Genomic DNA, 26409 nt, shown 5'->3' on the forward strand with positions numbered 1-26409 from the left:
GTTCTTTCGCCGACATCCCTGTCGGCGAATCCTAGCCTGCATTCCTCTATTCGGCTGAAGAACAATGTGCCAGATAAGGTCAAACCCAAAAGACAAAAACTTTATCTGTTTTTTAGTTTAAGTATTGGGAGAAAGAGCAACGCTAACAGGATGTTAGCGTTAGGGGAGGAGGCGCCAAGGATGGCGCATGCCGACCCGGCGCGGAGATGGCGTCTCGGATAAAAGCGCGAGAGTGCAGAGACCACGCGCTGGTGGTCTCTGCCCGTATGCCTTCACCAATGCGGCAATGAAGCTCGGTATGAACTGGCAGACGGAATATTACGCGAATACACCATAAGCCATCGGCATACCGAATCTCATGCCTGCACCACAGAATCCTTAAAACCCATTCTTAATCCCTTTCATATCAGGCAGCTTATGCGCTATCCCTTTATGGCAGTCGATACAGGTTTTTCCGTCCTGAATGGCTTGGTCGTGCATTTTTCCTGCTACGGTTTTCTGTGCCGTGAAATCCATGTATTCAAAGTTGTGGCAGTTACGACACTCCTGAGAATCATTGGCTTTCATACGTGCCCATTCATTTTCAGCCATCACTAACCGGTGTGCTTCAAACTTTTGCGGCGTATCAATCAAGCCAAAAGCTTTAGCGTACAGCTCTTTACTGGCTTTGATTTTACGTACAATTTTAGGCACCCACTCATGTGGAACATGACAATCTGGGCAGGTTGCACGCACACCGCTGCGATTGGTGTAGTGAACGGTATCCATATATTCCTGATACACGTTGTCGCGCATTTCATGGCAGCTGATACAGAACTTTTCCGTATTCGCCATTTCCATACCGGTATTGAAACCGCCCCAGAAAATAATCCCGGCGACAAAACCCAGCAGCAACAGTGTGCCTAAAGCCAAACGGCTTGGACGGCGCCACCATTGCCACACGCGGCGAATCATGCCCGGTTTTTTCTGCTCGGTTGGCTTGTTGTCTACTTCTTTATTATCCAGCATAGCGGCTCCTGTTACTGCCCAAAGCCCGGTGCGGCCTGGAAGCTATTACCTACAATCGGTGGTGCATCACTTTGCGGTACGTGGCATTGCAGGCAGAAGTAACGGCGTGGCGCAACTTCTCCCAACACTTTGCCGTTAGCATCCATAAAGTGAGTTGGGCTAATGCGCGGCGCACCGGTGGTACGGTAATGTTCAACGCCGTGGCATTGCAGGCAGCGGTTGGTATTTTTGCTAATCTGATAGCCATCTACGCTATGCGGGATCATCGGCGGCTGATTGACATAGTTCAGCGCCATACGCTCTTGCTGCTTAGGCATTTTAATCTGCCCTTCTGCCGTTCCCGAAACTTCCGGTGATTGGCTCAAATCGACGTCGCTGGCCGCATATACAGCGCCAGCCACAGACAATGACAGCACGACGGCCTGTAACATTGCCCAAAGCGAAGCGTGCTTTTTCAGGACATTGCTCTTCATTCTTTAGCTCCCGAACGATGAAATCGGTTCTTAAATTCGAATACGTGCTCGGCACACACATCCATGCAACGCCCGCAGCTGATGCAATCTTTGCTCAGTACCAGCGGGCTATGATCGTTATTTAATACAGGCTCACGTAACACCTGAGACTCTGGACAAACGTGAAAACAGTCCATACAGCGCGTGCATTTCTCTCGATGTTCAGCGCTAACACGGATAACCGCTTTAGTGCCAATCACGCCATACAGCGCGCCCATCGGGCAAATATGACCACACCAACCATGCTCCGTCACCAGCAGGTCAAACAGGAACACCGCAAGAATCAGCCAAAGGCCACCAAAAGCGCCGAAAATCAGGCTACGTCCAAGCAGCGCCACCGGATTCAACCATTCCCACAGCAAGGTGCCACTGATGGCACTTCCTGCCAGCACCGCCAGCAAAATGCCATAGCGTAGGCTTCGTGGCAGTGAGGCTGATTGGCGGATATTCAGCTTACGCCGCATCCACGCCGCGAGATCAGTGACCGGATTTAACGGACAAACCCATGCACAGAACGCGCGGCTGGCTATCAGGGAATAAGCCACCACAATGACCAATGTTCCAGCCAAGGCCGTGAGCGCAGGCCAATGCCCCGCAAACACGCTTTCCAACATCATTAATGGATCGGTCAAAGGAACGGTTTCAAGCAGTAAACTGCCGCTGTAGTTTCCTTTTAAAATCCAAATTCCCCACCACGGCCCTGATAAAAACATCATCAAAACCGCCAGTTGGCTTAAACGGCGTAACAGCAGCCAGCGATGGCTGCGGATAATACCGTGACGTTGGCGTGCTTCAAGACCGGCCTGATTTGCACTGTTCGCCATCATTCACCTCCCTGCGGCATACGTGAAGGTAGCTGGGTGCCAGACGGAACTAATGAGTGTCCAGCCTTCGCTTTCTCTTCCCATCCCAAACGGTAATGCTGCCCAAGCTCTCCGCGTGCAATCGAGAGAGGCAACACTTTGATCGCCGCCTCATCCAGTACGCAGGCTTGTTCGCATTTTCCGCAGCCGGTGCAAGCATCACTGTGAACCGTCGGCAAGAACTTCGCATGCACGCCGGTTCGCTCGTTGCGATGTAGCTCCAGCGTGATAGCTTTATCAATCGATGGGCAAACGCGATAACACACATCACAGCGTAAGCCTTGCCAATTCAGGCAATTCTCATGATCGAGCAGCACCGCCAATCCCATCCGCGCATCATCGATGTCGGTCAATTTGGGATCGAGCGCCGCGCTCGGACAAGCCACCACGCAAGGAATGTCTTCACACATTTCACAAGGCGTTTGTCTCGCAACAAAATAAGGGGTGCCTGCCGAAGAAGGCGACAAAAGCGTCGCTAACTTCAGCGTGTCGTAAGGACAAGCCTGAACACACTGCCCGCAGCGAATGCAGGCGCGCTCAAACTCACCGTCCGGCAAGGCTCCCGGTGGACGTAACGCTAGGCCATCACGCGCCTGTGATTGCTTTTGCTGCAATCCCAGAACCAACGCCAGCCCGGCTAACCCACCCGCACTGCGCACCGCATCGCGTAAAAAGCGACGGCGCGCAGGCCCTTTATCTCGTTGTTTCGTCATCAGGTAACGCTCCTTGCCTGATTAGGCAGTCACCTTTTCAACTTTTACCGCACATTTTTTGAAGTCAGTTTCTTTAGACAGCGGATCGGTTGCATCCAGCGTCAGGTTATTCACCAACTGAGCGGCATCGAAGAACGGCATATAAACCAGTCCTTGCGGCACACGGTTACGACCACGGGTTTCAACAATAGAAACCAGTTCGCCACGGCGAGAAATCACCTTCACTTTATCGCCACGACGCAGGCCGCGTTGTTTCGCATCCAAAGGATGAATAAACAGCACCGCTTCAGGGAACGCACGGTGCAGTTCAGGCACACGGCGCGTCATCGAACCGGTATGCCAATGCTCCAGCACGCGACCGGTAGAGAGCCACAGGTCGAATTCTTTATCTGGCACTTCAGCCGCTGGCTCAAATGGCAGTGCGAAAATTACCGCTTTGCCGTCTGGTTTGCCGTAGAAACGCACGCTTTCGCCTGCTTTAACAAACGGGTCAAACCCTTCGCGATAGCGCCACAGGGTTTCTTTGCCGTTCACCACTGGCCAGCGGATACCGCGCGCTTTGTGATATTCATCGAACGGAGCCAAATCGTGACCATGACCACGGCCAAATGAGGCGTACTCTTCAAACAACCCTTTCTGCACGTAGAACCCAAAATCACGCGATTCATCGTTCAATTGATCGGCAGGGATCTCTTCTAGCTTGAATTTGTTCACGTTGCCGTTGGCATAAAGCACATCAAACAACGTTTTACCCTTCAGCTCTGGCTTACTGTTGATCAGTTCCGCAGGCCAAACCTCTTCTACTTTGAAGCGTTTGGAGAACTCCATCATCTGCCACAGGTCAGATTTCGCCTCACCTGGTGCTTTTACCTGCTGATGCCAGAACTGAGTGCGGCGCTCGGCGTTACCATAAGCCCCCTCTTTTTCCACCCACATGGCAGTTGGCAGAATCAGGTCGGCGGCCAAAGCGCTGACGGTTGGGTACGGATCGGAGACCACGATGAAGTTACGTGGATCACGCCAGCCCGGCATGCGGTCTGCGTTGATGTTTGGCCCAGCCTGCATGTTGTTGTTACACATCACCCAGTAAGCGTTGAGCGTGCCGTCTTTCAGCGCACGGTCTTGCGCCACGGCGTGCAGACCCACTTTTTCTGGAATGGTGCCCGCAGGCAGTTTCCAGGTATTTTCAGCGATCTGGCGATGCTTCTCGTTGGTCACTACCATGTCTGCCGGCAAGCGGTGGGAGAACGTCCCCACTTCACGCGCAGTACCACAGGCTGACGGCTGACCGGTCAGAGAGAATGGACCACAGCCCGGTTTGGAGATTTTGCCGGTCAACAGATGGATGTTGTAGCAGAGGTTATTCGCCCAAACACCGCGCGTGTGTTGGTTGAAGCCCATCGTCCAGTAGGAAACCACTTTGACTTTAGGATCGGCATACAGCTTAGCCAACGATTCCAGAGAATCCTTTGGCACACCGGTCATTTCAGCCGTTTTCTCCAGCGTGTACTCCGCCACGAATGCTTTGTAGTCTTCAAAGCTCATTGGCTCGGAGGCATCGCTGCCCGGATTTTTCGCGGCTTTTTCCAGCGGATCGGTTGGGCGTAAGCCGTAACCGATGTCTGTTGCGCCCTTACGAATATTCACGTGCTGCTTCATGAATTCCTGATCGACCGCATTATTCTGAATAATGTAGTTTGCGATGTAGTTCAGGATCACCAAGTCAGACTGCGGGGTGAAGATAATCGGGTTATCGGCCAGCTCAAAGCTGCGGTGTTCAAAGGTAGAAAGAACCGCCACTTTGACATTTTGGTCGGTCAAACGACGGTTGGTAATGCGCGACCAGAGGATCGGGTGCATTTCCGCCATGTTTGAGCCCCACAGGACGAAAGCATCCGCCTGTTCGATGTCATCGTAGCAGCCCATCGGCTCATCCATACCAAAGGTACGCATAAAGCCAACCACCGCAGACGCCATACAGTGACGCGCATTCGGGTCGATGTTGTTAGAGCGGAAACCTGCCTTGAACAGTTTGGAAGCAGCATAGCCTTCCCAAACGGTCCACTGGCCCGATCCAAACATGCCCACCGACGTTGGGCCTTTTTCTTTCAGAGAAGTTTTAAACTTCTCTTCCATCACGTCGAAGGCCTGATCCCAGGTCACCGGCGTGAATTCGCCCTCTTTGTTGTACTGACCATTCTTCATGCGCAATAAAGGCTGCGTTAGACGGTCTTTTCCGTACATGATTTTTGGCAGGAAATAACCTTTAATGCAGTTTAGGCCACGGTTAACCGGCGCATCTGGATCCCCTTGAGAAGCCACGATGCGACCATTTTGTGTTCCAACCAGCACACCACAACCAGTACCGCAAAAACGGCACGGCGCTTTATCCCACTTAATTTCATCAGCCCCACCGACAACCGCTTGCGCGACGGTCGGAATGGTCAGCCCCGCAGCTGCTGCTGCAGCGGCGACGGCGTTGGCTTTCATGAAGTCTCGACGACTGAGTTTCATGGCGTATCCTCACCTTGCTCATCCTGCTGGTGATAAACCAGCGACACCGCCAGCACACCTGCCACATTGCGCGCTGACTCAATTCTGTCTAGCAATGCGTTTGAATCTTCGCTTTGCATGACAACCACTAACTTGCCTTTTTCTTGTTCTGTCGCTGCCACTTCAGTTTCTGGCATGGCGGCCAGAGCTTCTGCGACGGCGGGTACGGCTTCCGGTTTGGCTTGAACAACCAATCCACATACGTGCCACATCTCATTGCTCATACTTCATTCCTTGCTACCGCGTCGCGCATTTCAGGCCGCGCCGCTGGCGTTATTCGAATAGCATCAACCGGGCAGCCACGAACGCATTCGCCGCAGCCGGTGCATTTATCTAAATCAACCGTGGGTTTTGCAATTCCGCTTAGATGAGGCGCAAAGCGAATAGCATAAGGCTCGCAGGCATCCTGACAGCTGCGGCACTCAATGCCTTTTTGCGTTAGGCAGTTCGTCTGAATTTCTGCCTGAATCGTCCATGGCTGTGTGCGTTCAAGTTCAAAAAGCGGTAACTCGCAGGCATCAGCGCAACGATGGCAGAATGTGCATTCAGCGCGGTGGAAATCGATAGCAGGGAACCCACCATCGCCTGCGATTAATACGCCGGTTTCACACTGTTCAATACAGGAATGGCAACGCGTGCAGCCTGCAATGAAAGCAGGCTCTGGGATTGTCCAAGGTGGACGCTGTGCGCTAGCGGGCTTTCGCCAACGAGCACTAAGTAGATTGCGCCGAGAAAGCGTAGTCATGGATACTCCGGTGACATTGCTCATCCATCCAGATGAAAAACACGTACCAATAAAAATGAAAGATATTGCTGGTCAGCGATATTGTTTTAACTTGTTGTTAGTAATAATTCTTATTTAACTTATGACCAGAAATAGAGGTTTTTTCTAAGCATAAAGTATGCGGATTAAAGGATGAGTTATAATCCCCCTAAATAGGTAATTGTGGGTATCGATTGCGCGAGATCAAACCTTTTGCTGAGTTTTCACGCACTGTATAGACCCTGCGACCACATTTCGTTATTTACTGATTTATATAACGATTATTTGGGCCCTCTGTTATCAATAAAGAGAACGGTACTAATAACCCATTTATTAAGCACCTGCGCAAAAATGATGATGTTCTACCGCCCTTTTTATCGCTGTCATACGAAATAGGTATATTAGATTGCTCGTAAAACGTTCGGTTACCAGCACCTTGGCTAAAACACTGGCCGCGATTGTGATCCTCTCGGTTCTCTCAACCGGCATCGCACTTGTTACCGTAGCAAGCAGTTTAAACGATGCTGAGGCGGTGAATATCGCAGGCTCGCTGCGCATGCAAAGCTATCGTCTGGCCTATGATTTAACCAATCATCCTGATGATGTTGCTCTGCATCTCGCAGAGTACGAGCAATCGATGCAGGCTCCAGCGTTGAAAAAGCTCGACCGATTTTATGTTCCATCCTCTGTTCGTGAAGAGTATAGACACCTACTGGAAACTTGGCTTTTATTAGACCAGCAGCTTAAAGCGGGTAACAGTGACCAATATCTTGCTCATGTCGCTAGCCATGTCAGCCAAATCGATCATTTCGTCTTGGTACTTCAGCATTATTCTGAGCAAAAAATGCAGCAAGTGGCGGCGATCAGCTTGCTAGGCGTTTTGATGATCATCGGGCTGGTTTGGTTTGCGATCCGCACCACGCGCCGTGAGGTTGTGTCTCCGCTGAATAAGCTGCTGAATGCCAGTCAACGTATGCAAAGCGGCTATTTCTCTCCGATGCAGTTGGACGTTAACCTTCCCAACGAAATTGGTGTGTTATCAAAAACTTTCATCAGAATGTCGAGCGAACTTGAAAAGCTTTATCGCTCTCTTGAGGACAAAGTTCAGGAGAAGACAGAGAGTCTGACACAGGCGAATAAATCATTGGGCGTGCTTTTTGATTGCTCTCAGGCACTGACCGTCAGCGAAATCACCCAGCCCAGCTTCGAAAAAGTGCTTAACATCGTGCGTACCAGTGAAGCTTTGGATTTTCTAGAATTAGAAGTTCATGACAGCGGTAATGGTCGTTGGCTATTACACAGTGGGCAACTGGATGACTCAGTTTCCACTTCAGCCATACCGCTGACGCTGGATGGGCATCGGTTAGGGGAATTACGCTGGCCTCAGCATCAGCATCCCCAGCAGCAGCTAATGCAAAACGTCGCTAACATGCTTAGCCGAGGGGTCTATTTCAACCGCGCGCAAAAGCAGCAAGTTCAGCTATTGTTAATGGAAGAACGGGCGACAATTGCGCGCGAGCTGCATGACTCATTGGCCCAAGCGCTCTCGTTCCTGCGTATCCAGATAACGCTACTCAAACGTTCTATTCCCACCGAGAATACCCAAGCGCAGGCAATCATTCGTGATTTTGATCAAGCGTTGTCTGACGCCTATCGCCAACTGCGTGAATTATTGGCCACTTTTCGCTTAACTATTCAGGAAGCTGATTTGCGTGAGGCCTTACATCAGTTATTAGCGCCATTAAAATTGCAAACTGACGCCATTATTACGCTAAACTGTGCCCTTTCTTCGCAGTCACTCAACGCTCAGCAGCAAGTTCACGTCTTGCAAATTGTGCGCGAAGCCGTACTCAACGCCATCAAACATGCTCAGGCAAAACACATCGAAATACGCTGTCACTACGGGCCAGAAGGCGAAAGCGTGATCAGTATTCAAGATGACGGCATTGGGATAGCCAGCCTTGAAGAGCCCGATGGACACTACGGCCTGACGATTATGGCCGAACGGGCGACACGACTGGGTGGTGAACTTACCATCCGTACGGTGCCCCCAGCAGGTACAAAAGTTTCGTTGATTTTTCAGCACTGATGGTCAGCGACAACGGGTATTTAATTAAAATTTAACGGTAATAGGTAACGCTTAACCACCCTATTATTTATTTCGGAGCATTTTATGGAAAATGAAAGCTACGCAGTTATGATCGTGGACGATCATCCGCTTATGCGCCGCGGAATTAGTCAGTTACTTGAACTCGATCCAGCCTTTAATGTGGTTGCAGAAGCCAGCAGCGGCAGCGAAGCGATAGCATTAGCCAGTCGCGCACAACCCGACGTGATCTTATTAGATCTCAATATGAAAGGGCTATCAGGCTTAGATACGCTGAAAGCACTGCGTAACGAAGGCGTTGATGCACGCATCATTATTCTCACCGTTTCAGATTCACGCAGCGATGTCTATGCGTTGGTTGATGCCGGCGCTGATGGTTATTTACTGAAGGATAGCGAGCCAGAAACGCTGTTATCACAGATCCATCAGGCAGCAAGTGGTAAAAACGTCTTTAGTGACATCATCAGCGAATACTTAGCATCACGCACTGAGTTAACCGACCCATTTGCCGATCTGACTGAGCGCGAACTCGATGTACTGCAGGAAGTGGCGCGTGGTCTGTCTAATAAGCAAATCGCTTCACAGCTGCATATTTCCGAAGAGACGGTAAAAGTGCATATCCGTAACCTACTGCGCAAGCTCAACGTACGCTCGCGCGTGGCTGCAACCGTTTTGTACTTAGAGCACAAAAACCAATAATACCGACAATGAGCGATGACCAAAAGGTTGTCGCTCACCCTTCTCAACGAATCCATGAATTAAATCGCTGCCAGCAGTTGTTCAGCATGCTTTTTAACCCACATTTCGTTTAGCGGCCCCCAACTTTTTAACTGATAGTAACCGTCGTTGTTACGTACACCTTCTTGAACAAAATCCAGTTCAACGCCCATTCCCGGCAACGCTTTGATCACATCCTGTAAGGTTCTACGCGGCCAGCCTGTCACCTGTATAAGGTGAGGAACATTCGGCTTCTCCAGATGGCTAATCAGCCAACAGAGATATAAACGTCGCGCAAACACGGGGTTAAAGTCCATTTGTTCTCCTAATTTACCCACCAGTGGCAGAAGTTTGAGCCCTAGGTGATTAATGACACAGATATTGTAGGTAATTTCGCAAGAAAGAAAAGGAAGCAAGACAGAAATCAACGGTCTTGCGATGTAACGCTCCCGAAGAAATAGTGAAATACTAGGCTATTATTAATTACTCTGTAATATTGTTTATTATTTAAATCACATTTAATAGAAATTTATTTCCACGCAAATTAGCCAACCAAAAGATCAGTTCATTAAATATATTAATATCATTTCATTATAAAATATGATCGTTAATGATAAAAATCGCACGCTCGGTGCAAAAATAGACAATTATTCAATTGATATGAATATTTTTGCCTAAAAAATATTCACAAGCCATTGTTGCTATATTGTCCAAAATGAATTACAAAGAGCATCCAACAGCATTGCTTATATATTTAATAATTTCAGTTCCAAGTAAGCATTCATCATTAACTACATTGTACTAAAAACAGCTCTATTTTAATGAGAAAGGCGCACGCATACACGATAATAAAATTGATATATTTCACGATTTGATTGCATTATTTTTATTGATTTTAAATATGTCATTCAACTAACTTATTACGGAGAATAATATAGTGAAACGGAATCTAATTGTCGCCATTATGGCCCTCTCATCTACAACTGCATTTTCCGCAGAGATGAATGCGGGGAAAATACATTTTACCGGCGAAATCATTGAACCAAGCTGCACTATCGTAGGCGATAACGGGACAGACGCTACGGTTCCACTAGGAACCTACCCAACTTCGCTTTTCACTGACCCAGGGATAGAGACCGATCTCGTGCCTCTGACTATCACTCTCAAGAATTGTCCTTTAAAAAGTGATGGACTTCCCGACATTCAACTGACCTTTACGGGCACCACCTCATTAACAGGTTCTAATACCTTATTAGACGTCAGCAAAATAACCACCAACGGCACAACCGCTGCAACAGGTGTTGGGATTGCCCTGAGCCCCGATGGAGCGCCCACAACACATCTTAAATTTGATGGTTCTGAAGGACAGGTTTACATACCATTAGCGTCGAATACATCAGACACTATCAGTGCATCATTTAACGCTCGCTATATATCCTTCACTAAACCTGTCACCGCAGGCCCTGCGGATGCCGATTTAACGGTGAATATTCTTTATCGTTAATTTTTATTATTTAATCCGGCGTGTTACTAGCAGTTTCACTATTACACGCCGATAGATCAAATATAAGTAAATCAGATTCAGTGTGGGTTTTTACACGATGATTTTCACTTATTAAAGGGCTTTTATATGAGAATTATCGTGCTGAAGGTTTGCTCTGTCATTTTTGCTTTTAACACTTTCAGCCATGCAGCAGGAATTCAAATAGGGCGAACACGCGTTATTTATGACGCTAATAAGAAAGAGGTTGCTCTCTCTCTGACAAATACAGAAAAAGAGCTACCATGGCTCATTCAGTCATGGATTGATACCGGTGATGGAAAAACGCGCGGCCCCTTCATTGTGACCCCACCGCTTTTCAGGCTCGAGCCGCAAAAAGAGCAAAACCTACGTATCACGTGGTCCGGCCAAGCATTACCTACCGACCGAGAATCTTTGTTTTATATGAATGTGCGCACTATTCCCGCGATGAAAAAAAGTGACGATAAGAAGAATGTTCTTCGGTTGATATATAAAACACACTTGAAATTATTTTGGCGCCCATCAGGGCTAAATGGCACGCCTATTGACGCCTGTAAGAATCTAAAATTTAGCCGACAGGCAAACCAGTTGCATATTACCAACAATGGCAGCTACTACAGCGTTTTCGATATATTAAAATTGAATACAACATCAATAAAAAATGCCGAAATGGTGGCACCAAAATCAACTGCGCAATTTCTGCTTCCCGATACGGTTAATGGTTCGAACGTGACATGGCGCTGTATTACCGACTACGGCAATGCGTCAGATGAATTTACATCCAGTTTAACTCAGGACTAATGGTGCTTAATGGCTGCTAACGGATTGCGCCTGAACTTCCCCCGCTCTATTCGGCGATCCCATCCAATGTTAAGAACCTTAAGCGGTCTGCTTATGGTTGCCATGGGTAACGTCAACGCACAAGAATTTTACTTTGCGCCCTCCTCACTTGAGGGGGATGAATTATCACAGCAGGATATCGATTTATCGCTATTTTCAAAAGAAAATGGCCAGTTACCCGGCACCTATCAGACGAAAATAAATATTAATAAACAGAATGTCGATGAGGAATCAATCATCTACATTAGCAGCAAAAGTGGTGCACTACTGCCACAGTTGACCCCCCTACAGCTACGAAAATGGGGCGTGCGCGTAGATGCCTACCCAGAACTGACTAAACTCACCGAAAACGAACCACTGCACAAACCTATTGGCGACTACATTCCTTTTGCCTCGGCTGCGTTCGATTTTAATGCCATGACATTGCGCATCAGTATGCCGCAGGCGGCCATTGATGAGCATCATAATGAAAATATCGACCCTTCACGCTGGAATGACGGCGTGCCCGTAATGTTTGCCGACTATTCATTCTCTGGCTCACGGCGTGAAAATGCAGGAAGCGACAACAACGGCAGCAATAATAGCCAATACCTTAATCTACGCAGCGGAGCGAACCTCGGCGGATGGCGTCTACGTAACTATTCAACCTGGCGACAATCCGGCAATTCACAGTCTTGGCAGACGATTAATACTTGGCTCCAGCACGACATTCATCAACTAGAAGCGCAGTTTATTGCGGGTGAAAACAGTACGCGAGGTGATGTTTTTGATAGCTTACAGTTTCGTGGAATCAACGTTGCTTCTGACGATCAAATGCTGCCCTATAACCAGCGCGGCTTTGCGCCAATCATTCGTGGCATAGCCAGCTCTAACGCTGAAGTTTCAATACGGCAAAACGGCTACGTTATTTATCAAGCCAACGTGGCTCCGGGTGCTTTTGAAATTAGGGATTTGTACTCGACCACCAACAGCGCCGACCTTGAGATCACCGTCAAAGAAGCCGATGGCACCGAGCATCGTTTCACTCAGCCCTACTCCAGCGTGGCTGTTATGCAACGTCCGGGCAATATTCGCTACGAAATGACGCTCGCCCGCTACCGTGCGGATGATAATCAGGCATCTAATGAACCGTTATTTGCTCAAGGCAGCGCGATTTATGGCCTTAATAATTATTTCACTCTTTTCGGTGGCTCTACCCTCTCGTCAGACTATCAGGCTTTTGACGGCGGTATTGGCGTAGTTCTGGGCGACTTAGGTTCAGTGTCAACCGATGTAACGTGGGCGCGTGCACGCTTGGATAATGGCGAGCAGCACGATGGGCAGTCTTGGCGCTTGATGTATACCAAGAAGATAGAGACCACCGACACTAACTTTTCGCTGGCGAGCTATCGCTATTCCACAAGTGGTTACTATAACTTTGCCGATGCTAATGAAAAATATGATGACAGCGATGACAACATCGACTGGTCGCACCGTTACAATAAACGCAGTCGAGTTCAGTTAAATATTAATCAGACCGTACTAGATAGCAGTATATACATTTCTGCTTATCAACAAGATTATTGGCAGACCAGCCATAAGGAACGCAGCATTTCGTCAGGCATCAACCGGACAATAGGCGACATCAGCGTTAACCTTGCGTACACCTATAGCAAAACTAGCGATGACTCGACCGATCAGATGCTGTCGCTCAGCTTTAGCGTCCCGTTATCACGCTGGCTGCCCAAAAGCTGGGCCAGCTATAATCTCAGCAGCAGCAAACAAGGCGACACCAGCCATAGCGTTGGGCTAAATGGCACCTTGCTGGATGATGACCGACTGAGCTACTCATTACAACAAAGTCATACCAATCATGGTGGTACTGACAATAGTAGTATCTATGGCAGCTATCGATCGCAATACGCTAATTTGAATGCGGGTTATTACTATGCCTCCGACAGCTCTCGACAGCTAACCTACGGCGTGAGCGGAGCCGTTGTCGCTCATCCTGCGGGTGTCACGCTCTCTCAACCGCTAGGCGATCAATTTGCAATTGTTAGCGCGAAAGGCGCATCCGGCGTACGTTTCACCAACCAGCGTGGCGTCCAAACCGACTACTTTGGCAATGCCATCATCCCTTCTCTAACGCCTTACCAAGAAAACACTATTTATATCGACACCACCAGCCTGCCAGACGATGTCGATACAGATGAAACGACGATGACGGTTATTCCCAGCCGTAGTGCTGCGGTCAGCACGCAATTTACAGCGCATGTGGGTTATCGCGCGCTGATCTCATTAACTCGACCTGATGGCCGCATTATTCCCTTTGGCGCAGTGGCCAGCGTCGACGGGTTAACGCTGGGTGGCATCGTGGATGACCGCGGCGTGTTATATCTCTCTGGCGTGAGTGAAAACGTGCCGTTAACGGTGACATGGGGCAGCTCAGCAGAACAGCGCTGCCACGCCAGTGCCACGCTATCCCCCTCTTCTGACTCGGCCCCTAACGGTATCCGCCAGACCAGCGCACTCTGCAAGCCGGAGGCAAATCATGCAGAATAAAACCCCAACTAGCCGCATGTACCTTGTGCGAATGAAGAACGTACTTGTGCTATTTGCACTTTTCCCTCTGTTTGCTCAGGCAGCAACCACCGTATTGCAAGGATGCTTCTCCACGCTTGCCGATTACGCCATTAACATCAACACCGAAATGCCGGCTGCGCAAAACCGGAATGGAAACACGATTAATATTAATGATCACCTCATTGGCGATGGGCCATCGGTAACCGCCAATTGTGCTTGTCCAAAGAACCTTTACTCTAACACTGTCATTTATGAAACTACGGCGGCTGGTAGCCCGCTCCCCCCAGGACGAAATGGCTATGGCTATTTAACCGATCATCTCGATGTCGACATTACAGGCTATACGAATTCAATAAATTCCCCCGACGGTAGCGGCCTGCAGCCCATTAGTATCAGTACTTACCCAACGCCATTCTCGAGTATGAGTAAAGTTAATGACCCATTTCTAAAACCGACAGAAGGTACTGACGACGTTTGCAGTGACTCAACCCGACCTACCAGTGGAAGTACAACGAAAAGAGGTTTCAAATGGAATATCATCGCCCTTAGCATTTACGTTAAAACGGCGATTTTAGGCGAAGAGATTATTCCATCCACTATTGTTGCCCAAAACTACTCGTGTCTCGCCATGGGAAACTATTGCTCTCTCAGTGATACCAAACAGGTCTCCAATATTAGAATCGCAGGCAAAATCACTGCACCACTCACCTGTACGATTAATGCAGGCAGCACGATTGAGGTTGAATTAGGCAATATTGTGACTTCCCAATTTGTTTCCCAAGGACAGCCACCGGCGAGCTACACGCTAAAAAACGTTGATATTTCTTACCACTGCGACGATCCTGCAGCCGCTAACTCAGGGAAAATCAAATTTAGCCTCAGCGCCGATCAAGGTGTTTTACCAGACAGCAATAACCTTATTGCCCGCATGCTTAATCGCAACGACGTTGGCGTGCGTATGTATGATAAAAGTGGTAATGATATTGTATTAGATGGTTCGCTTGATTTACCCGTTACACTAGACACACAGGGAAATGGCAAGATCAGCATGGACGCAGCACCGGTTAGTACCACCTCAAATCGCCCACAGCCTGGAAAATTTGAAGGCAACATGACGGTCAAAATGGAACTACGCTAAACGTCACCGTCCTGCTTCGGTAGGACGGCACTATATTTTTGTATGAATTTTACGCAAACATACAGTCAAAAAGGTCAACTGTACTAAATTCATACGGCGTGAAAAAATATTTACCATTTCTCCTTTTTTTCTCCACGTTTTGAACTCGCCAACAGGATAAAGTGCGTTAGCATGGATCGGTTTACGTCTAGACTTCCACTTTCAAGCATAAGAGTAAGCGTTATGAGGGTATTCACCCGTGGCTAATTTCTTTATCGATCGCCCAATTTTTGCCTGGGTTATCGCCATTATTATCAGCCTGACCGGGTTGTTAGCAATTAACTCACTGCCCGTTGAGCAGTACCCTAATCTTGCGCCACCGACGGTGCGTATCAGCGCATCGTATCCTGGTGCGTCAGCCCAAACGCTTGAAAATACCGTTACCCAGATCATTGAACAGAATATGACGGGATTGGACGGCTTGCTCTACATGTCCTCCCAAAGCAGTAGCACCGGCAGTGCCACAATCACGCTGACATTTCAGGCGGGCATAAACCCTAATGAAGCCATGCAGCAGGTTCAAAATCAGCTACAGGGCGCCACGCGTAAACTGCCGCAAGACGTACAGCAACAAGGGATCACGGTTTCAAAATCAGGTGATAACAGCCTGATGACCGTTGCGTTTGTATCAACCGACCACAGCATGACGCGACAGGATATCGCCGATTACGTTGCCAGCAACCTGCAGGATCCTATCAGCCGTATCGACGGCGTTGGCAGCGTTGATGCCTTCGGCTCTCAGTACGCAATGCGCATCTGGCTCGATCCGAACAAACTTAATAGCTATAACCTCACCAGCCAAAATGTGGTGAATGCGATTGAAACCCAGAACAACCAAATCGCCGTTGGGCAGGTTGGTGGCACACCGTCGGTGAATGGTCAGGCGCTGAACGCCACCATGAATGCTCAAGCCCAGCTGCAAACGCCGGAACAGTTCCGCGATATCACACTTAGAGTCAACGCAGATGGTTCTTACGTTACCTTAGGTGACGTTGCTACCGTAGAACTCGGGGCTGAAAACTATGACTATTTGAGCCGTTACAACGGAATGCCCGCCTCAGGGATGAGCATCAAACTCGCTTCTGGCGCTAATGAATTAGCCACCGACAAGCTGGTTAAAGCTAAGCTCGGCGAGCTAGAACAGTATTTCCCTCATGGGTTAAAAGTCGAATACGCTTACGAAACCACACCGTTTGTACAAGCATCGATCAAAGACGTCGTGAAAACGCTGTTTGAAGCGATTTTCCTCGTCTTCTTGGTTATGTATCTGTTCCTGCAAAATTTCCGCGCTACCTTGATCCCAACCATCGCCGTCCCCGTCGTTTTACTGGGTACGTATGCGGTGCTTTATGCCTTTGGTTACAGTATCAATACGCTCACGATGTTTGCCATGGTGCTCGCCATCGGATTACTGGTTGATGATGCGATAGTCGTTGTCGAAAACGTCGAACGCGTCATGGCCGAAGAAAGCCTATCCCCTAGGGAAGCAACGCGAAAATCCATGGCACAGATCCAGAGTGCGCTGGTTGGTATTGCACTGGTGCTGTCTGCGGTATTTGTACCCATGGCCTTTTTTGGTGGCACCACTGGCGCTATTTACCGCCAGTTTTCCATCACCATCGTTTCCGCGATGGTTTTCTCTGTTTTAGTTGCGCTTATTCTTACTCCTGCACTGTGTTCGACGCTGCTTAAACCGATTAAACAAGGTCAAATTCATACCAAACGAGGCTTCTTTGGCTGGTTTAACCGCGTATTCGATCGCAGCACTCGTCAATATGAAAATGGTGTTGCTCGCGTCGTTCGCAACAGCGGTAAAACCATGCTGCTATATCTACTGATTATTGTTGGTCTAGCGCTCGCCTTCACTCGCTTGCCAACGTCATTCTTACCGCTCGAGGACCGTGGGGTCTTCATGACCCAGATCCAGTTACCCGTGGGTTCAACCCAGCAGCAGACGCTCAAAGTGGTCGAAAAAGTTGAGAACTATCTGTTGCAGGATGAAAAGAAAAACGTTGTTTCCGTCTTCTCAATTATTGGCTCTGGGCCTGGGGGTAATGGTCAGAACGTGGCGCGTATGTTTGTGCGATTAAAGCATTGGGACGAGCGTACTGGGCCTGATGATACGTCGTTTGCCATTATTGATCGCGCAACAACGGCATTTGGTAAAATTAAAGAAGCAAGAGTGTTTGCCAGCAGCCCGCCAGCGATCTCCGGTTTAGGAAACTCTGCCGGTTTTGATATGGAACTGGAAGACCATGCGGGCCTCGGCCATGCAGAACTGATGAAGGCACGTGATACGCTGTTAGCTGCTGCTGCGAAAGAGCCCCTCTTGACGCGTGTTCGTCACAACGGTTTGGATGACAGTCCGCAACTGCAGGTAAACATTGATCAACGTAAAGCACAGGCGCTTGGCGTCGATATTGACGATATCAATAGCACCTTAAAAACGGCGTGGGGTTCGACCTACGTCAACGATTTCATCGACCGAGGCCGCGTTAAAAAAGTGTATGTTCAGGGGGCGGCACCTTATCGTATGCTGCCAGATGATATTTACCGTTGGTACGTGAATAACAGCAGTGGTGCAATGGTGCCATTCTCCGCTTTTGCCGACAGTAAATGGACATACGGTTCACCACGACTCGAACGCTATAACGGTAACGCAGCGCTGGAAATCGTTGGGGAAGCGGCTACAGGTGTGAGTACCGGTACGGCGATGGATATTATGGAGCGCCTTGTCAGCCAGTTGCCGAATGGTATCGGTTTGGAATGGACGGGAATGTCTTACCAGGAACGCCTCTCCGGCGCGCAAGCACCGGCGCTTTACGCCATTTCATTGCTGGTGGTATTCCTGTGTCTGGCTGCATTATACGAAAGTTGGTCGATTCCCTTCTCCGTTATGCTGGTGGTACCTTTGGGCGTATTGGGCGCGGTATGCGCGACGTGGATACGTGGTCTGGAGAACGATGTTTACTTCCAAGTCGGTTTACTTACCATCATTGGACTTTCAGCGAAAAACGCGATCTTAATTGTTGAATTCGCCAACGAGCTACATCGTTCCGGCAAAGATTTATTGGAAGCTACACTGGAAGCTTGTCGGCTGCGACTACGCCCAATTCTGATGACCTCATTAGCATTTATCTTTGGCGTATTGCCAATGGCAATCAGTCACGGCGCCGGTTCGGGGAGCCAGCATGCTGTCGGTACGGGCGTATTAGGAGGGATGTTCACCGCCACCTTCCTAGCCATTTTCTTCGTACCGGTATTCTTCATTTTGGTTCGTCGCCGTTTTCCAGGAAAAACCGCGTCAGCAATTGAACCCGAAGAAATCATCCCGCCGAATGGATAGCCACAAATGAGAAAAAGGCAGCCGCTTGGCTGCCTTTTTTATGGGTGATGACCCTTGGTGTTTGGCTTATCACAAAGTTATTAATGATATGGCTTAAAACGATCTCTTCATTGCCGACTGCTTCAAACTCACTACCGATAACTAGCTACTGCCCGACCAGTTTCAGAATTACTGGTGCTTGTTTTGCAACATGGCGTCAATAAACGCTTTCCAGTTGCTCAGTTCTGTATCAATCATATTTACGTCTTTTGTGGCCTACATAATTTAGTACCCGCCCATGATAACCTTTTAGAGACCAGCGGTGAATAATTGACCTATTCGATATTTCTATCAATTTGACGCCTAGCAGCCGCAATTAAGGTAAGCACACCGTTCAAATTGACATAGTCGGAGCACTCTTAGGGCTAACACTCTGGATCGAGAGCTCTTTTTCACGCATTATGTGTTAAATAATTTAACAACATCAGCGCATCCCGATCGGCATAGTCATAAAATAATTTGCCAGATCGTGAGCTAAAACACAGGGACTCTGCCGTATGACAGCACTCTCAGAAAATACGTCTCTTTACCTTTACGGTATTAAAAACTGCGATACGATCAAAAAAGCTAAAAAGTGGCTGGAAGAACAGCAGATTGCCTATCAATTCCACGATTACCGTGCCGACGGCCTAGATGCGGAACTGTTACGCACCTTTATTGAGCAGTTAGGTTGGGAGTCACTGCTTAATACCCGTGGCACAACATGGCGTAAACTCAATGAGTCTGTACGCCAAAGTATCAATAATGCTGATTCAGCTGCTGAATTAATGCTGGCGCAGCCCGCAATCATCAAGCGCCCACTGCTCGCCCATAATCACCGCATGCTGCTGGGATTCAATCCTGATCAATACACACAATTTTTAGCTGAGGAGAAAATACGATGACCTGCCCTGTTCTTGAGCTCACTCAGCAACTCATAAAATGCCGTTCCGTTAGCCCTGAAGATGCGGGCTGCCAAGATTTGTTAATTGACCGCCTCAAAGCGGTCGGTTTTACCATTGAAGACATGACCTTTGGCGACACCCGGAACTTCTGGGCCTACCGCGGCGGTAACGGCCCCACGCTGGCCTTCGCCGGTCATACCGACGTGGTTCCAAGCGGCGATGAATCTAAATGGACGAACCCGCCCTATGAACCTACCTTACGCGACGGCATGATCTATGGTCGAGGCGCTGCTGACATGAAAGGTTCATTGGCAGCGATGGTGGTTGCAGCTGAGCGTTTTGTCGAAGCCAATCCAGATCATCAAGGTCGACTCGCCTTTTTGATCACTTCAGATGAAGAAGCCAGTGCGGTAAACGGCACGGTAAAAGTGGTTGAGCAACTGACAGCAAGAAAGGAAAAAGTCGAATATTGCTTGGTCGGCGAGCCATCCAGCACCGAAAGAGTGGGTGACGTCGTCAAAAATGGCCGTCGTGGCTCAATGACTGCGAACCTCTATATTCACGGCATTCAAGGTCATGTCGCCTACCCACACCTAGCTGATAACCCGATTCATAAAGCCGCACCTATGCTTCACGAACTCGTGAATGAAATCTGGGATGAGGGCAACGAATTTTTCCCACCGACCAGCATGCAAATTGCCAATATGGCGGCAGGAACGGGAAGTAACAACGTGATCCCCGGTGAACTTTATGTACAGTTTAATTTCCGTTTCAGCACCGAATCGACGGTAGAATCAATTAAGGCTCGTGTAAAAGACCTGCTAGATCGCCATCAGTTAAATTATAAATTAGAATGGAATGTATCAGGGTTACCTTTCTTGACCCCACGTGGTCATCTGGTCGATGCCGTCATTAATGCCATTGAGCACTATGGGGAAATAACGCCTCAGTTGCTGACTACCGGCGGCACTTCTGATGGGCGCTTTATCGCGCAGATGGGCACTCAAGTGGTTGAACTGGGGCCAGTCAATGCCACTATTCATAAAATTGATGAATGTGTTCATGCCGCTGACCTACAATTACTCAGCCGTATGTACCAAAGAATCATGGAGCAACTCATCGTATGATGACGATGGCAATGCTGACCGGACAAAGCACAGAGCATCTTGCGGTGCTCTGTGGTCATCATCGTTTACAACCTGAGGCCATTGAGGCTTTTCAGGCATTACAACGTGCGGCAAAAAATGCGGGATTTAATTTACAGCCCGCAAGCACGTTTAGAGATTTCGCTCGCCAGCAGACTATTTGGAATGCCAAGTTTGAAGGTGAGCGTGCCGTTCTAGATGAAAATAGCCAGCCGATAGACATCAGTACGCTAACCAAAGGAGAGCTGTGCTGCGCCATTTTACGCTGGTCTGCGCTGCCCGGAGCTAGCCGGCACCATTGGGGAACCGATCTTGATATCTACGATCCCGATCTTCTACCTGAGGGTAAAAAACTTCAGCTAGAGCCATGGGAATATCTTGAGGGTGGATATTTCTCTGCCTTGAGCCACTGGCTAACAGATAATATGGAACAGTTTGGTTTCTATCGCCCATTTAGTGATGAAGAACAAGGCGTTGCAGTAGAGCCGTGGCATCTCAGTTATCGGCCACTATCAAGGTTAGCAGAACATCAACTTACTGAAGATGTACTTAAAAATGCCTGGCAAGGGCAGCATATTGCCGGTTCAGATTGGCTAATCCCTCATCTGTCCGACGTTTTTTCTCGTTTTATTACCGTAAAAGACAGGGGGCAACCATGCAATGGTTAGCCGCCAAAAAACAAAGAATTATTTAATTTATCAATGACATAAAAACAAGTTAGTTCAATAAATACACTACAATTCACCACAAAACACTACATTTCAGGTCAATATACATCAATAACTTAGATGCTCATTTTGACCTGAAATTCTCCCCTCATCACATACACGGGTTGTCATCAAACTCGCTCATAGTCATATCGTTGACCACATGTGTCACTACTCCGAATATTTCAAATCCTGTTTCTTCATCAGCGAACGTCACATCATCATAGTTTTCCAGTTTCGCCAAACAAGGCACTGGCATCGTCAACAACCGGCGCAAGACGAACTCGCCGCAGAGTGCCGCAACAACGACGCTTCCATGAACCGGTCGTTTCGAGCTATCGATCACAAGTAGCGCATCTTTGAGCACACCGGCGCTCGGACAATAGTCTGGGCACTTCATGAAGTATGTTGCGTGTGGTGTCTTGATAAATAGCTCATCAAGACTAATTGGCTTATCTGTGTAGTCCGCTGCTGGGGATGGGAAGCCCATATATCACCTCAATAAATACTGTTTATACGTACAGTATATTTATGGTATTGGCGGTTGTGAAGAGAGTAGGCGAAGGAATGTTAGAAAGTTCTGATTAGGAAGGAAATAAAAACCCGCGGCTAAGCGGGTTGGTTGCATAAAGTCAGTTGCAGTTAATAGGTCTTCCTACAAAGATTATATTACCAAATGGTTCACTTGTATTTTTGATGCGCAATACCTGATTGTTTTTCAAGAACGCCCAGTACAATTGCTTCCCTGCGTATCCGCCATACGAGTTTTTAGCGTTAACATATACGCATGTTGAATACCCATAAACAAAATTCCTATTTTCAACCATCACCTCTTTGCGTGGATTGGTCATATCGTAGAATTTAGCCGATTCAGGATCCTTTAGTTGAGCTTTAATAGCTGATTCAACAAGACCTTTGTAATTACTAGGTATAGATCCAACATCAGCAGACTCTAGGTTTATGTTTTTCACCGCATTGGCAAATTCTGCATCTTTTCTCTTCGCATCAGCCATTTGCTGCGACTCACAGCCAGATAGAATCAATGTGGCAATAGCAATGCCAATAACTGCAATCTTATTCATTTATCCCTTTCCATAGACAAGCAACAAGTTCCAACATGGTAGCAGAGGTTGTAGGCAAGGTAATGCAAAAGCCAATGAACATCCACACCTGAACTTTTTGTGTAGGTGCCCCAACATTTGACGCGGTATTCGCTGTGGGCTATATTCTCGATGCACCTGCAAAATCAGGTGTCGGGATTTGCACCCCGCCTAGAATTCTACCGCGACCAAATGACACGCCGCGAGCGTGTTTTTTTATGTCGTAGTGCCCCCGCATATCTGAACAATGGTGGGGCGTACGGGGGAGCCGAAAGGCTCGCCGGTCGGTAGATTCCGGTAGTGCAAACCCTGTACGTCTCACCACCATATGATTTGCACCTTACGGTGGTGATAAAAATAAAATCTACCACCGGAGGTCGTCATGACCACTCACATTTCTGCTGAAACCCTATCACAAGTAACATACAAAAATACTCCTGTTATAACTACTGAGTTATTAGCAAAACTGTATGGCACCGACACTAATAACATCAAAGTAAATTACACTCGGAACGCCGATAGATTCATTTGTGGTAAACACTACTTCAAGTTGGAGGGTGCTGCTCTAAGGGAGTTTAAGGACAAGGTTACTCAAAGTAACTTAGTCGCATCGAGAGCTAAACACCTCATCTTATGGACAGAACGCGGCGCGGCCAGACACGCGAAGATGCTGGAAACAGATCAGGCATGGGAAGTATTCGAGAAGCTGGAAGATTTCTACTTCAGCCAGAAAGATAAATCGCCTTCAACTGATGTCACGCCGATCTCCACGCCAGCAGATGCTCGCTACAACGTTAAAGTGATCATCCATGACAACTGGATGGGGGGCGGGATTGAGCTACTTGGTAAAGGCGATACGTTTAGAGCTATAGCGAATGGCATAGCTACTGACTTAGGCTACAAACCTCACGCCTTTACTCACATACCGGCTAGCAAAGAGAAGTTTAAGCGGATTCATTAATTACCCGATGTCACCCTCATAAGTGAGGGTGACATGCGATCAATAGCTGATCAGAAGCTTCTCAAATGCTAAACTCTTCCATCACTTAAAATTACTCTTATTGACAAATGCTTAAGCTTTTTTCCAGATACATATCTGTGGGTGTTGTGAACACAGCCATTCATTGGATGGTTTTTGCCATAATTTTCTATTGTGTTAAGGATGATCAGGCCCTCAGCAACTTTGCTGCGTTCTGTGTTGCTGTCACCTTCTCTTTCTTTGCAAACGCCAGATTCACATTCAAGGCTCAAACTACGACCATGCGATATATGCTTTATATCGGGTTCATGGGGGCGCTAAGCGTCGCTACAGGATGGGCATCTGAAGCATGTGGCTTGCCACCAATATTTACTCTAGTTGCCTTCTCTGCGATTAGCCTTGTTTGCGGATTCTTCTATTCTAAACTCATCGTTTTCCGGAGTGATAAACAGTGAAAATTTCGTTGATTGTTCCTGTCTTCAACGAAGAAGACACGATACCTATTTTCTATAAAGCTGTTCGCGGATATGAGCCACTGAAAGAGTACGACGTTGAGATTGTATTCATCAATGACGGTAGCAAAGACTCGACTGAAAATATTATTAATGTGCTAGCTATTTCAGATGGATTAGTCAAGCCATTAAACTTCACTAGAAACTTCGGGAAAGAACCTGCATTATTTGCTGGGCTAGACCATGCAACTGGTGATGCAGTCATTCCTATCGATGTTGATTTACAAGACCCTATTGAAGTGATACCTCAATTAATTGAGAAATGGAAATCTGGGGCAGATGTTGTTTTAGCTAAACGAACTGACAGATCTACTGATAGTGGACTAAAGCGCAAGTCAGCTGAAATGTTTTATAAATTGCACAACAAGATAAGCACACCGAAGATTGAAGAAAACGTTGGTGATTTTAGACTAATGTCCCGTGGTACGGTTGAGAACATCAAGAAGCTTCCAGAGCGCAACCTCTTTATGAAAGGCATTCTTTCTTGGGTTGGCGGAAAAACTGCGGTTGTGGAGTATTCTCGCGCTGAACGTTGTGCCGGAGAATCAAAATTTAATGGATGGAAGTTATGGAACCTTGCTCTAGAAGGGATCACTAGTTTTTCTACATTCCCACTGCGAATATGGACTTACATAGGTCTTGGTGTATCAGCGTTTGCCTTTCTATATGCAGCGTGGATGATTATAGATAAACTAATCTGGGGAAACCCAGTTCCGGGCTATCCATCTCTTATGACAGCAATATTATTCCTAGGTGGGGTGCAACTCATTGGGATAGGTGTCCTTGGGGAGTATATAGGGCGCATCTATATTGAAACAAAGAAACGGCCAAAGTATATAATCAAAGACTGAGAATAAAATGCTAAAAAAATACCAATACCATATTGTTTTTTTTCTTCTAATAATATCCCCTTACATATTATCGGATATGTACTATGGAGATGATTTATTTCGCTCACAAAAGGGATATTTTGGTTGGTCAGATGATGGCAGGTACTTTGCAGAACAATTCTATAGGGTATTGTCTCTAGGATCTTCAACACTTCCAGACTCTTACCCAATACCTCTCCTTATCTCGGGAGCTTTTTTTATATTTGTTTTTGATAAAACCTTAAAAAATCTGAATATTGATAATTCATTTATTTCAGCTTTATTAATGGCTGTAATGTTATCATGCCCATTACTTGTAGCTAATTTTTCATTCCGCTACGATAGTGCATTCATGCTTCTATCAATAGCATTCGCCATATTACCATTTGCTCTTTGTTTTAAACAAAAATATTTAAATTTCATTTCATCAGTTATAGCACTATCTATTTCAATTTCTTTTTACCAAGCATCACTAAACGTATTTATTGGTTTTTCTGCTGCAACATTTTTCTTTTTATCAATAAAAAAAGAAGAAGCAATAAAACTATTTTTATTTGCGATAAAACAAATCTCAGCGCTAGGCCTATCTTACTTAGTATATAAATATTTTTTACTAAAGCTATCATCTCAGAGCGAATATGCTAACAACTTTAATAAAATAATTGAATTAAATACAATTGGTTTTAATAAACTATTACAAAATATATCACAAACAAAAAATCTTGTAACAATACTCTTAGATAGTGGAATGTTACTCCCATTTATTATTTGCTCGGTGTTTTTGTTTTCTTATTCTCTATTTCAAAGTGTAATTAAACGCAATTTATTTATAATTCCATCATTATTTATCACGGTAATATTTTTATTATTATCTATATCTGGTGTAGCCCTACTAGGAGAGAATGCAAAATTCTATCCAAGAATTTTTATCGGCATGTCTGTTTTGCTTCTGTTTTTTCCAATGTCTATATACTTACTCAGTAAAAATGTAAGATTAACATCTGTATGCGCAGCAATTTTTATCATTCCATCATTGATAATAAACCAAACATCTGTAAACTCTATAAAAAACGAGTTGAGGATGTACGATAGAATTTCTATTTCTATTATACAGAACCTAGACTCTCTTGGTTTAAAAAATATAGATAAGTTATTAATTATTGGCTCTCCTGATATCACAAGGGAAACAATGGTCAATATTTCAGCATTTCCAGTAATAGCAGAATTTTTACCATACCATATCAATGAAGGTTATGATGGTGGAAGATTTTCACTTATGAAAAATGGCATGCAAAATATTACATATCCCAATAAAAAAACCAGAGAGATTATCCAAGCTAAAATAAAAGGTTTTTCTCCGGTCTTTGAAAATAAAGCATATAAAATATACATTATCAGTAATATAGTTGTCGTGTGCTTCTCTAAAAATAATTAGATTTTTTATTTCAGTAATCTACAGAAATCGCTGGCGCATAATGCCGTAGGAATTTA

At 46.8% G+C, this 26409-nt stretch carries 25 protein-coding genes; 15 read left to right on the forward strand and 10 right to left on the reverse strand.

Annotated features, from left to right (window positions below; genetic code table 11):
• Positions 1-187: 187 nt before the first annotated feature.
• Positions 188-337 carry a hypothetical protein gene (locus tag U0008_RS14810; protein ID WP_155273780.1) on the forward strand — a complete coding sequence of 50 codons (150 nt, stop codon included), beginning with the start codon at positions 188-190 and terminating at the stop codon, positions 335-337.
• Positions 338-378: 41 nt separating this feature from the next.
• Here the strand turns inward: U0008_RS14810 and napC are convergent, their stop codons facing one another.
• Genes napC through napF form a run of 7 tightly spaced genes read right to left on the reverse strand, consistent with a single transcriptional unit; the run spans position 379 to position 6394 of the window.
• The gene (gene napC, locus U0008_RS14815; protein ID WP_025797496.1) at positions 379-1008 is read right to left on the reverse strand and encodes a cytochrome c-type protein NapC; all 630 of its coding nucleotides are present in this window, start codon (positions 1006-1008) and stop codon (positions 379-381) included.
• 11 nt (positions 1009-1019) lie between these two features.
• Entirely contained in the window at positions 1020-1439 is a 420-nt protein-coding gene (napB, locus tag U0008_RS14820; protein ID WP_230599750.1) for a nitrate reductase cytochrome c-type subunit, read from the reverse strand.
• Between the two features lie 38 nt (positions 1440-1477).
• Positions 1478-2344: a quinol dehydrogenase ferredoxin subunit NapH gene (gene napH, locus U0008_RS14825; protein ID WP_043494529.1), complete on the reverse strand. Its 867-nt coding sequence runs from the start codon at positions 2342-2344 to the stop codon at positions 1478-1480.
• Positions 2344-3096 carry a ferredoxin-type protein NapG gene (gene napG, locus U0008_RS14830; RefSeq protein ID WP_025797491.1) on the reverse strand — a complete coding sequence of 251 codons (753 nt, stop codon included), beginning with the start codon at positions 3094-3096 and terminating at the stop codon, positions 2344-2346. Before napG ends, napH begins: the two co-directional genes overlap by 1 nt.
• Before the next feature lie 21 nt (positions 3097-3117).
• Complete coding sequence (napA, locus tag U0008_RS14835) at positions 3118-5610, reverse strand: nitrate reductase catalytic subunit NapA (RefSeq protein ID WP_043494532.1); 2493 nt, start codon at positions 5608-5610, stop codon at positions 3118-3120.
• A complete protein-coding gene (napD, locus tag U0008_RS14840; RefSeq protein ID WP_025797488.1) occupies positions 5607-5873 on the reverse strand; it encodes a chaperone NapD in 267 nt (88 codons plus the stop codon). Before napD ends, napA begins: the two co-directional genes overlap by 4 nt.
• On the reverse strand, positions 5870-6394 hold the full coding sequence (napF, locus tag U0008_RS14845) for a ferredoxin-type protein NapF (RefSeq protein ID WP_043494534.1): 525 nt from the start codon (positions 6392-6394) through the stop codon (positions 5870-5872). The genes napD and napF overlap by 4 nt, the downstream gene beginning before the upstream one ends.
• 424 nt (positions 6395-6818) lie before the next feature.
• On the opposite strand from napF, the gene narQ reads away from it, so the two are divergent.
• Both narQ and narP read left to right on the forward strand, forming a co-directional pair.
• A complete protein-coding gene (gene narQ / locus U0008_RS14850; protein WP_043494537.1) occupies positions 6819-8501 on the forward strand; it encodes a nitrate/nitrite two-component system sensor histidine kinase NarQ in 1683 nt (560 codons plus the stop codon).
• 84 nt (positions 8502-8585) lie between these two features.
• Positions 8586-9218, forward strand: coding sequence for a nitrate/nitrite response regulator protein NarP (gene narP, locus U0008_RS14855; RefSeq protein ID WP_043494539.1), 633 nt, complete (start codon positions 8586-8588; stop codon positions 9216-9218).
• Positions 9219-9277: 59 nt separating this feature from the next.
• Here narP and U0008_RS14860 read toward each other — a convergent pair whose 3' ends face one another.
• A complete protein-coding gene (locus U0008_RS14860; protein WP_025797480.1) occupies positions 9278-9553 on the reverse strand; it encodes a winged helix-turn-helix domain-containing protein in 276 nt (91 codons plus the stop codon).
• Positions 9554-10173: 620 nt separating this feature from the next.
• Here U0008_RS14860 and U0008_RS14865 point away from each other — a divergent pair.
• The 8 genes from U0008_RS14865 to U0008_RS14900 all read left to right on the forward strand — a co-directional run bounded on the left by U0008_RS14865 (position 10174) and on the right by U0008_RS14900 (position 21419).
• A complete protein-coding gene (locus U0008_RS14865; protein WP_043494541.1) occupies positions 10174-10740 on the forward strand; it encodes a fimbrial protein in 567 nt (188 codons plus the stop codon).
• A 126-nt stretch (positions 10741-10866) separates the two neighbouring features.
• Positions 10867-11559, forward strand: coding sequence for a fimbrial biogenesis chaperone (locus U0008_RS14870; RefSeq protein WP_043494543.1), 693 nt, complete (start codon positions 10867-10869; stop codon positions 11557-11559).
• Positions 11560-11625: 66 nt separating this feature from the next.
• Positions 11626-14139, forward strand: coding sequence for a fimbria/pilus outer membrane usher protein (locus tag U0008_RS14875; RefSeq protein ID WP_226930195.1), 2514 nt, complete (start codon positions 11626-11628; stop codon positions 14137-14139).
• Positions 14129-15298 carry a fimbrial protein gene (locus U0008_RS14880; RefSeq protein WP_043494548.1) on the forward strand — a complete coding sequence of 390 codons (1170 nt, stop codon included), beginning with the start codon at positions 14129-14131 and terminating at the stop codon, positions 15296-15298. Before U0008_RS14875 ends, U0008_RS14880 begins: the two co-directional genes overlap by 11 nt.
• A 238-nt stretch (positions 15299-15536) precedes the next feature.
• The gene (acrD, locus tag U0008_RS14885) at positions 15537-18683 is read left to right on the forward strand and encodes a multidrug efflux RND transporter permease AcrD (RefSeq protein WP_043494551.1); all 3147 of its coding nucleotides are present in this window, start codon (positions 15537-15539) and stop codon (positions 18681-18683) included.
• A 536-nt stretch (positions 18684-19219) separates the two neighbouring features.
• Positions 19220-19606, forward strand: a complete 387-nt coding sequence (locus U0008_RS14890; protein ID WP_043494554.1) for an ArsC family reductase — start codon at positions 19220-19222, stop codon at positions 19604-19606.
• A complete protein-coding gene (gene dapE, locus U0008_RS14895; protein ID WP_043494557.1) occupies positions 19603-20733 on the forward strand; it encodes a succinyl-diaminopimelate desuccinylase in 1131 nt (376 codons plus the stop codon). The genes U0008_RS14890 and dapE overlap by 4 nt, the downstream gene beginning before the upstream one ends.
• Positions 20730-21419, forward strand: coding sequence for a M15 family metallopeptidase (locus U0008_RS14900; RefSeq protein ID WP_043494559.1), 690 nt, complete (start codon positions 20730-20732; stop codon positions 21417-21419). Before dapE ends, U0008_RS14900 begins: the two co-directional genes overlap by 4 nt.
• Before the next feature lie 151 nt (positions 21420-21570).
• Here the strand turns inward: U0008_RS14900 and U0008_RS14905 are convergent, their stop codons facing one another.
• Both U0008_RS14905 and U0008_RS14910 read right to left on the reverse strand, forming a co-directional pair.
• Positions 21571-21948: a HumD family translesion DNA polymerase gene (locus U0008_RS14905; protein ID WP_043494563.1), complete on the reverse strand. Its 378-nt coding sequence runs from the start codon at positions 21946-21948 to the stop codon at positions 21571-21573.
• A 142-nt stretch (positions 21949-22090) separates the two neighbouring features.
• Positions 22091-22540: a hypothetical protein gene (locus U0008_RS14910; protein WP_043494566.1), complete on the reverse strand. Its 450-nt coding sequence runs from the start codon at positions 22538-22540 to the stop codon at positions 22091-22093.
• Between the two features lie 400 nt (positions 22541-22940).
• Here U0008_RS14910 and U0008_RS14915 point away from each other — a divergent pair, with 400 nt between their 5' ends.
• The 4 genes from U0008_RS14915 (at position 22941) to U0008_RS14930 (ending at position 26353) form a co-directional block, all read left to right on the forward strand.
• Complete coding sequence (locus tag U0008_RS14915) at positions 22941-23519, forward strand: ORF6N domain-containing protein (protein WP_080723961.1); 579 nt, start codon at positions 22941-22943, stop codon at positions 23517-23519.
• A 107-nt stretch (positions 23520-23626) separates the two neighbouring features.
• On the forward strand, positions 23627-23992 hold the full coding sequence (locus U0008_RS14920; RefSeq protein WP_043494569.1) for a GtrA family protein: 366 nt from the start codon (positions 23627-23629) through the stop codon (positions 23990-23992).
• Positions 23989-24900 carry a glycosyltransferase family 2 protein gene (locus U0008_RS14925; protein ID WP_043494572.1) on the forward strand — a complete coding sequence of 304 codons (912 nt, stop codon included), beginning with the start codon at positions 23989-23991 and terminating at the stop codon, positions 24898-24900. Before U0008_RS14920 ends, U0008_RS14925 begins: the two co-directional genes overlap by 4 nt.
• A gap of 7 nt (positions 24901-24907) precedes the next feature.
• A complete protein-coding gene (locus U0008_RS14930; protein ID WP_043494576.1) occupies positions 24908-26353 on the forward strand; it encodes a glucosyltransferase domain-containing protein in 1446 nt (481 codons plus the stop codon).
• Positions 26354-26409 lie beyond the last annotated feature (56 nt).

This window comes from Hafnia alvei, from assembly GCF_034424155.1.
Classification (GTDB): Bacteria; Pseudomonadota; Gammaproteobacteria; order Enterobacterales; family Enterobacteriaceae; genus Hafnia; species Hafnia alvei.

What these genes read in the sequence shown, in the direction of transcription:
- U0008_RS14860 (WP_025797480.1), bottom strand. Translation starts at nt 9,553, where the DNA reads ATGGACTTTAACCCCGTGTTTGCGCGACGTTTATATCTCTGTTGGCTG.
- napD (WP_025797488.1), bottom strand. Translation starts at nt 5,873, where the DNA reads ATGAGCAATGAGATGTGGCACGTATGTGGATTGGTTGTTCAAGCCAAA.
- napH (WP_043494529.1), bottom strand. Translation starts at nt 2,344, where the DNA reads ATGGCGAACAGTGCAAATCAGGCCGGTCTTGAAGCACGCCAACGTCAC.
- U0008_RS14910 (WP_043494566.1), bottom strand. Translation starts at nt 22,540, where the DNA reads ATGAATAAGATTGCAGTTATTGGCATTGCTATTGCCACATTGATTCTA.
- U0008_RS14920 (WP_043494569.1), top strand. Translation starts at nt 23,627, where the DNA reads ATGCTTAAGCTTTTTTCCAGATACATATCTGTGGGTGTTGTGAACACA.
- U0008_RS14880 (WP_043494548.1), top strand. Translation starts at nt 14,129, where the DNA reads ATGCAGAATAAAACCCCAACTAGCCGCATGTACCTTGTGCGAATGAAG.
- napF (WP_043494534.1), bottom strand. Translation starts at nt 6,394, where the DNA reads ATGACTACGCTTTCTCGGCGCAATCTACTTAGTGCTCGTTGGCGAAAG.
- napB (WP_230599750.1), bottom strand. Translation starts at nt 1,439, where the DNA reads ATGTTACAGGCCGTCGTGCTGTCATTGTCTGTGGCTGGCGCTGTATAT.
- U0008_RS14905 (WP_043494563.1), bottom strand. Translation starts at nt 21,948, where the DNA reads ATGGGCTTCCCATCCCCAGCAGCGGACTACACAGATAAGCCAATTAGT.
- U0008_RS14810 (WP_155273780.1), top strand. Translation starts at nt 188, where the DNA reads ATGCCGACCCGGCGCGGAGATGGCGTCTCGGATAAAAGCGCGAGAGTG.
- U0008_RS14900 (WP_043494559.1), top strand. Translation starts at nt 20,730, where the DNA reads ATGATGACGATGGCAATGCTGACCGGACAAAGCACAGAGCATCTTGCG.
- napG (WP_025797491.1), bottom strand. Translation starts at nt 3,096, where the DNA reads ATGACGAAACAACGAGATAAAGGGCCTGCGCGCCGTCGCTTTTTACGC.
- napC (WP_025797496.1), bottom strand. Translation starts at nt 1,008, where the DNA reads ATGCTGGATAATAAAGAAGTAGACAACAAGCCAACCGAGCAGAAAAAA.
- U0008_RS14930 (WP_043494576.1), top strand. Translation starts at nt 24,908, where the DNA reads ATGCTAAAAAAATACCAATACCATATTGTTTTTTTTCTTCTAATAATA.
- U0008_RS14875 (WP_226930195.1), top strand. Translation starts at nt 11,626, where the DNA reads ATGTTAAGAACCTTAAGCGGTCTGCTTATGGTTGCCATGGGTAACGTC.
- U0008_RS14890 (WP_043494554.1), top strand. Translation starts at nt 19,220, where the DNA reads ATGACAGCACTCTCAGAAAATACGTCTCTTTACCTTTACGGTATTAAA.
- U0008_RS14915 (WP_080723961.1), top strand. Translation starts at nt 22,941, where the DNA reads ATGACCACTCACATTTCTGCTGAAACCCTATCACAAGTAACATACAAA.
- U0008_RS14870 (WP_043494543.1), top strand. Translation starts at nt 10,867, where the DNA reads ATGAGAATTATCGTGCTGAAGGTTTGCTCTGTCATTTTTGCTTTTAAC.
- narP (WP_043494539.1), top strand. Translation starts at nt 8,586, where the DNA reads ATGGAAAATGAAAGCTACGCAGTTATGATCGTGGACGATCATCCGCTT.
- dapE (WP_043494557.1), top strand. Translation starts at nt 19,603, where the DNA reads ATGACCTGCCCTGTTCTTGAGCTCACTCAGCAACTCATAAAATGCCGT.
- napA (WP_043494532.1), bottom strand. Translation starts at nt 5,610, where the DNA reads ATGAAACTCAGTCGTCGAGACTTCATGAAAGCCAACGCCGTCGCCGCT.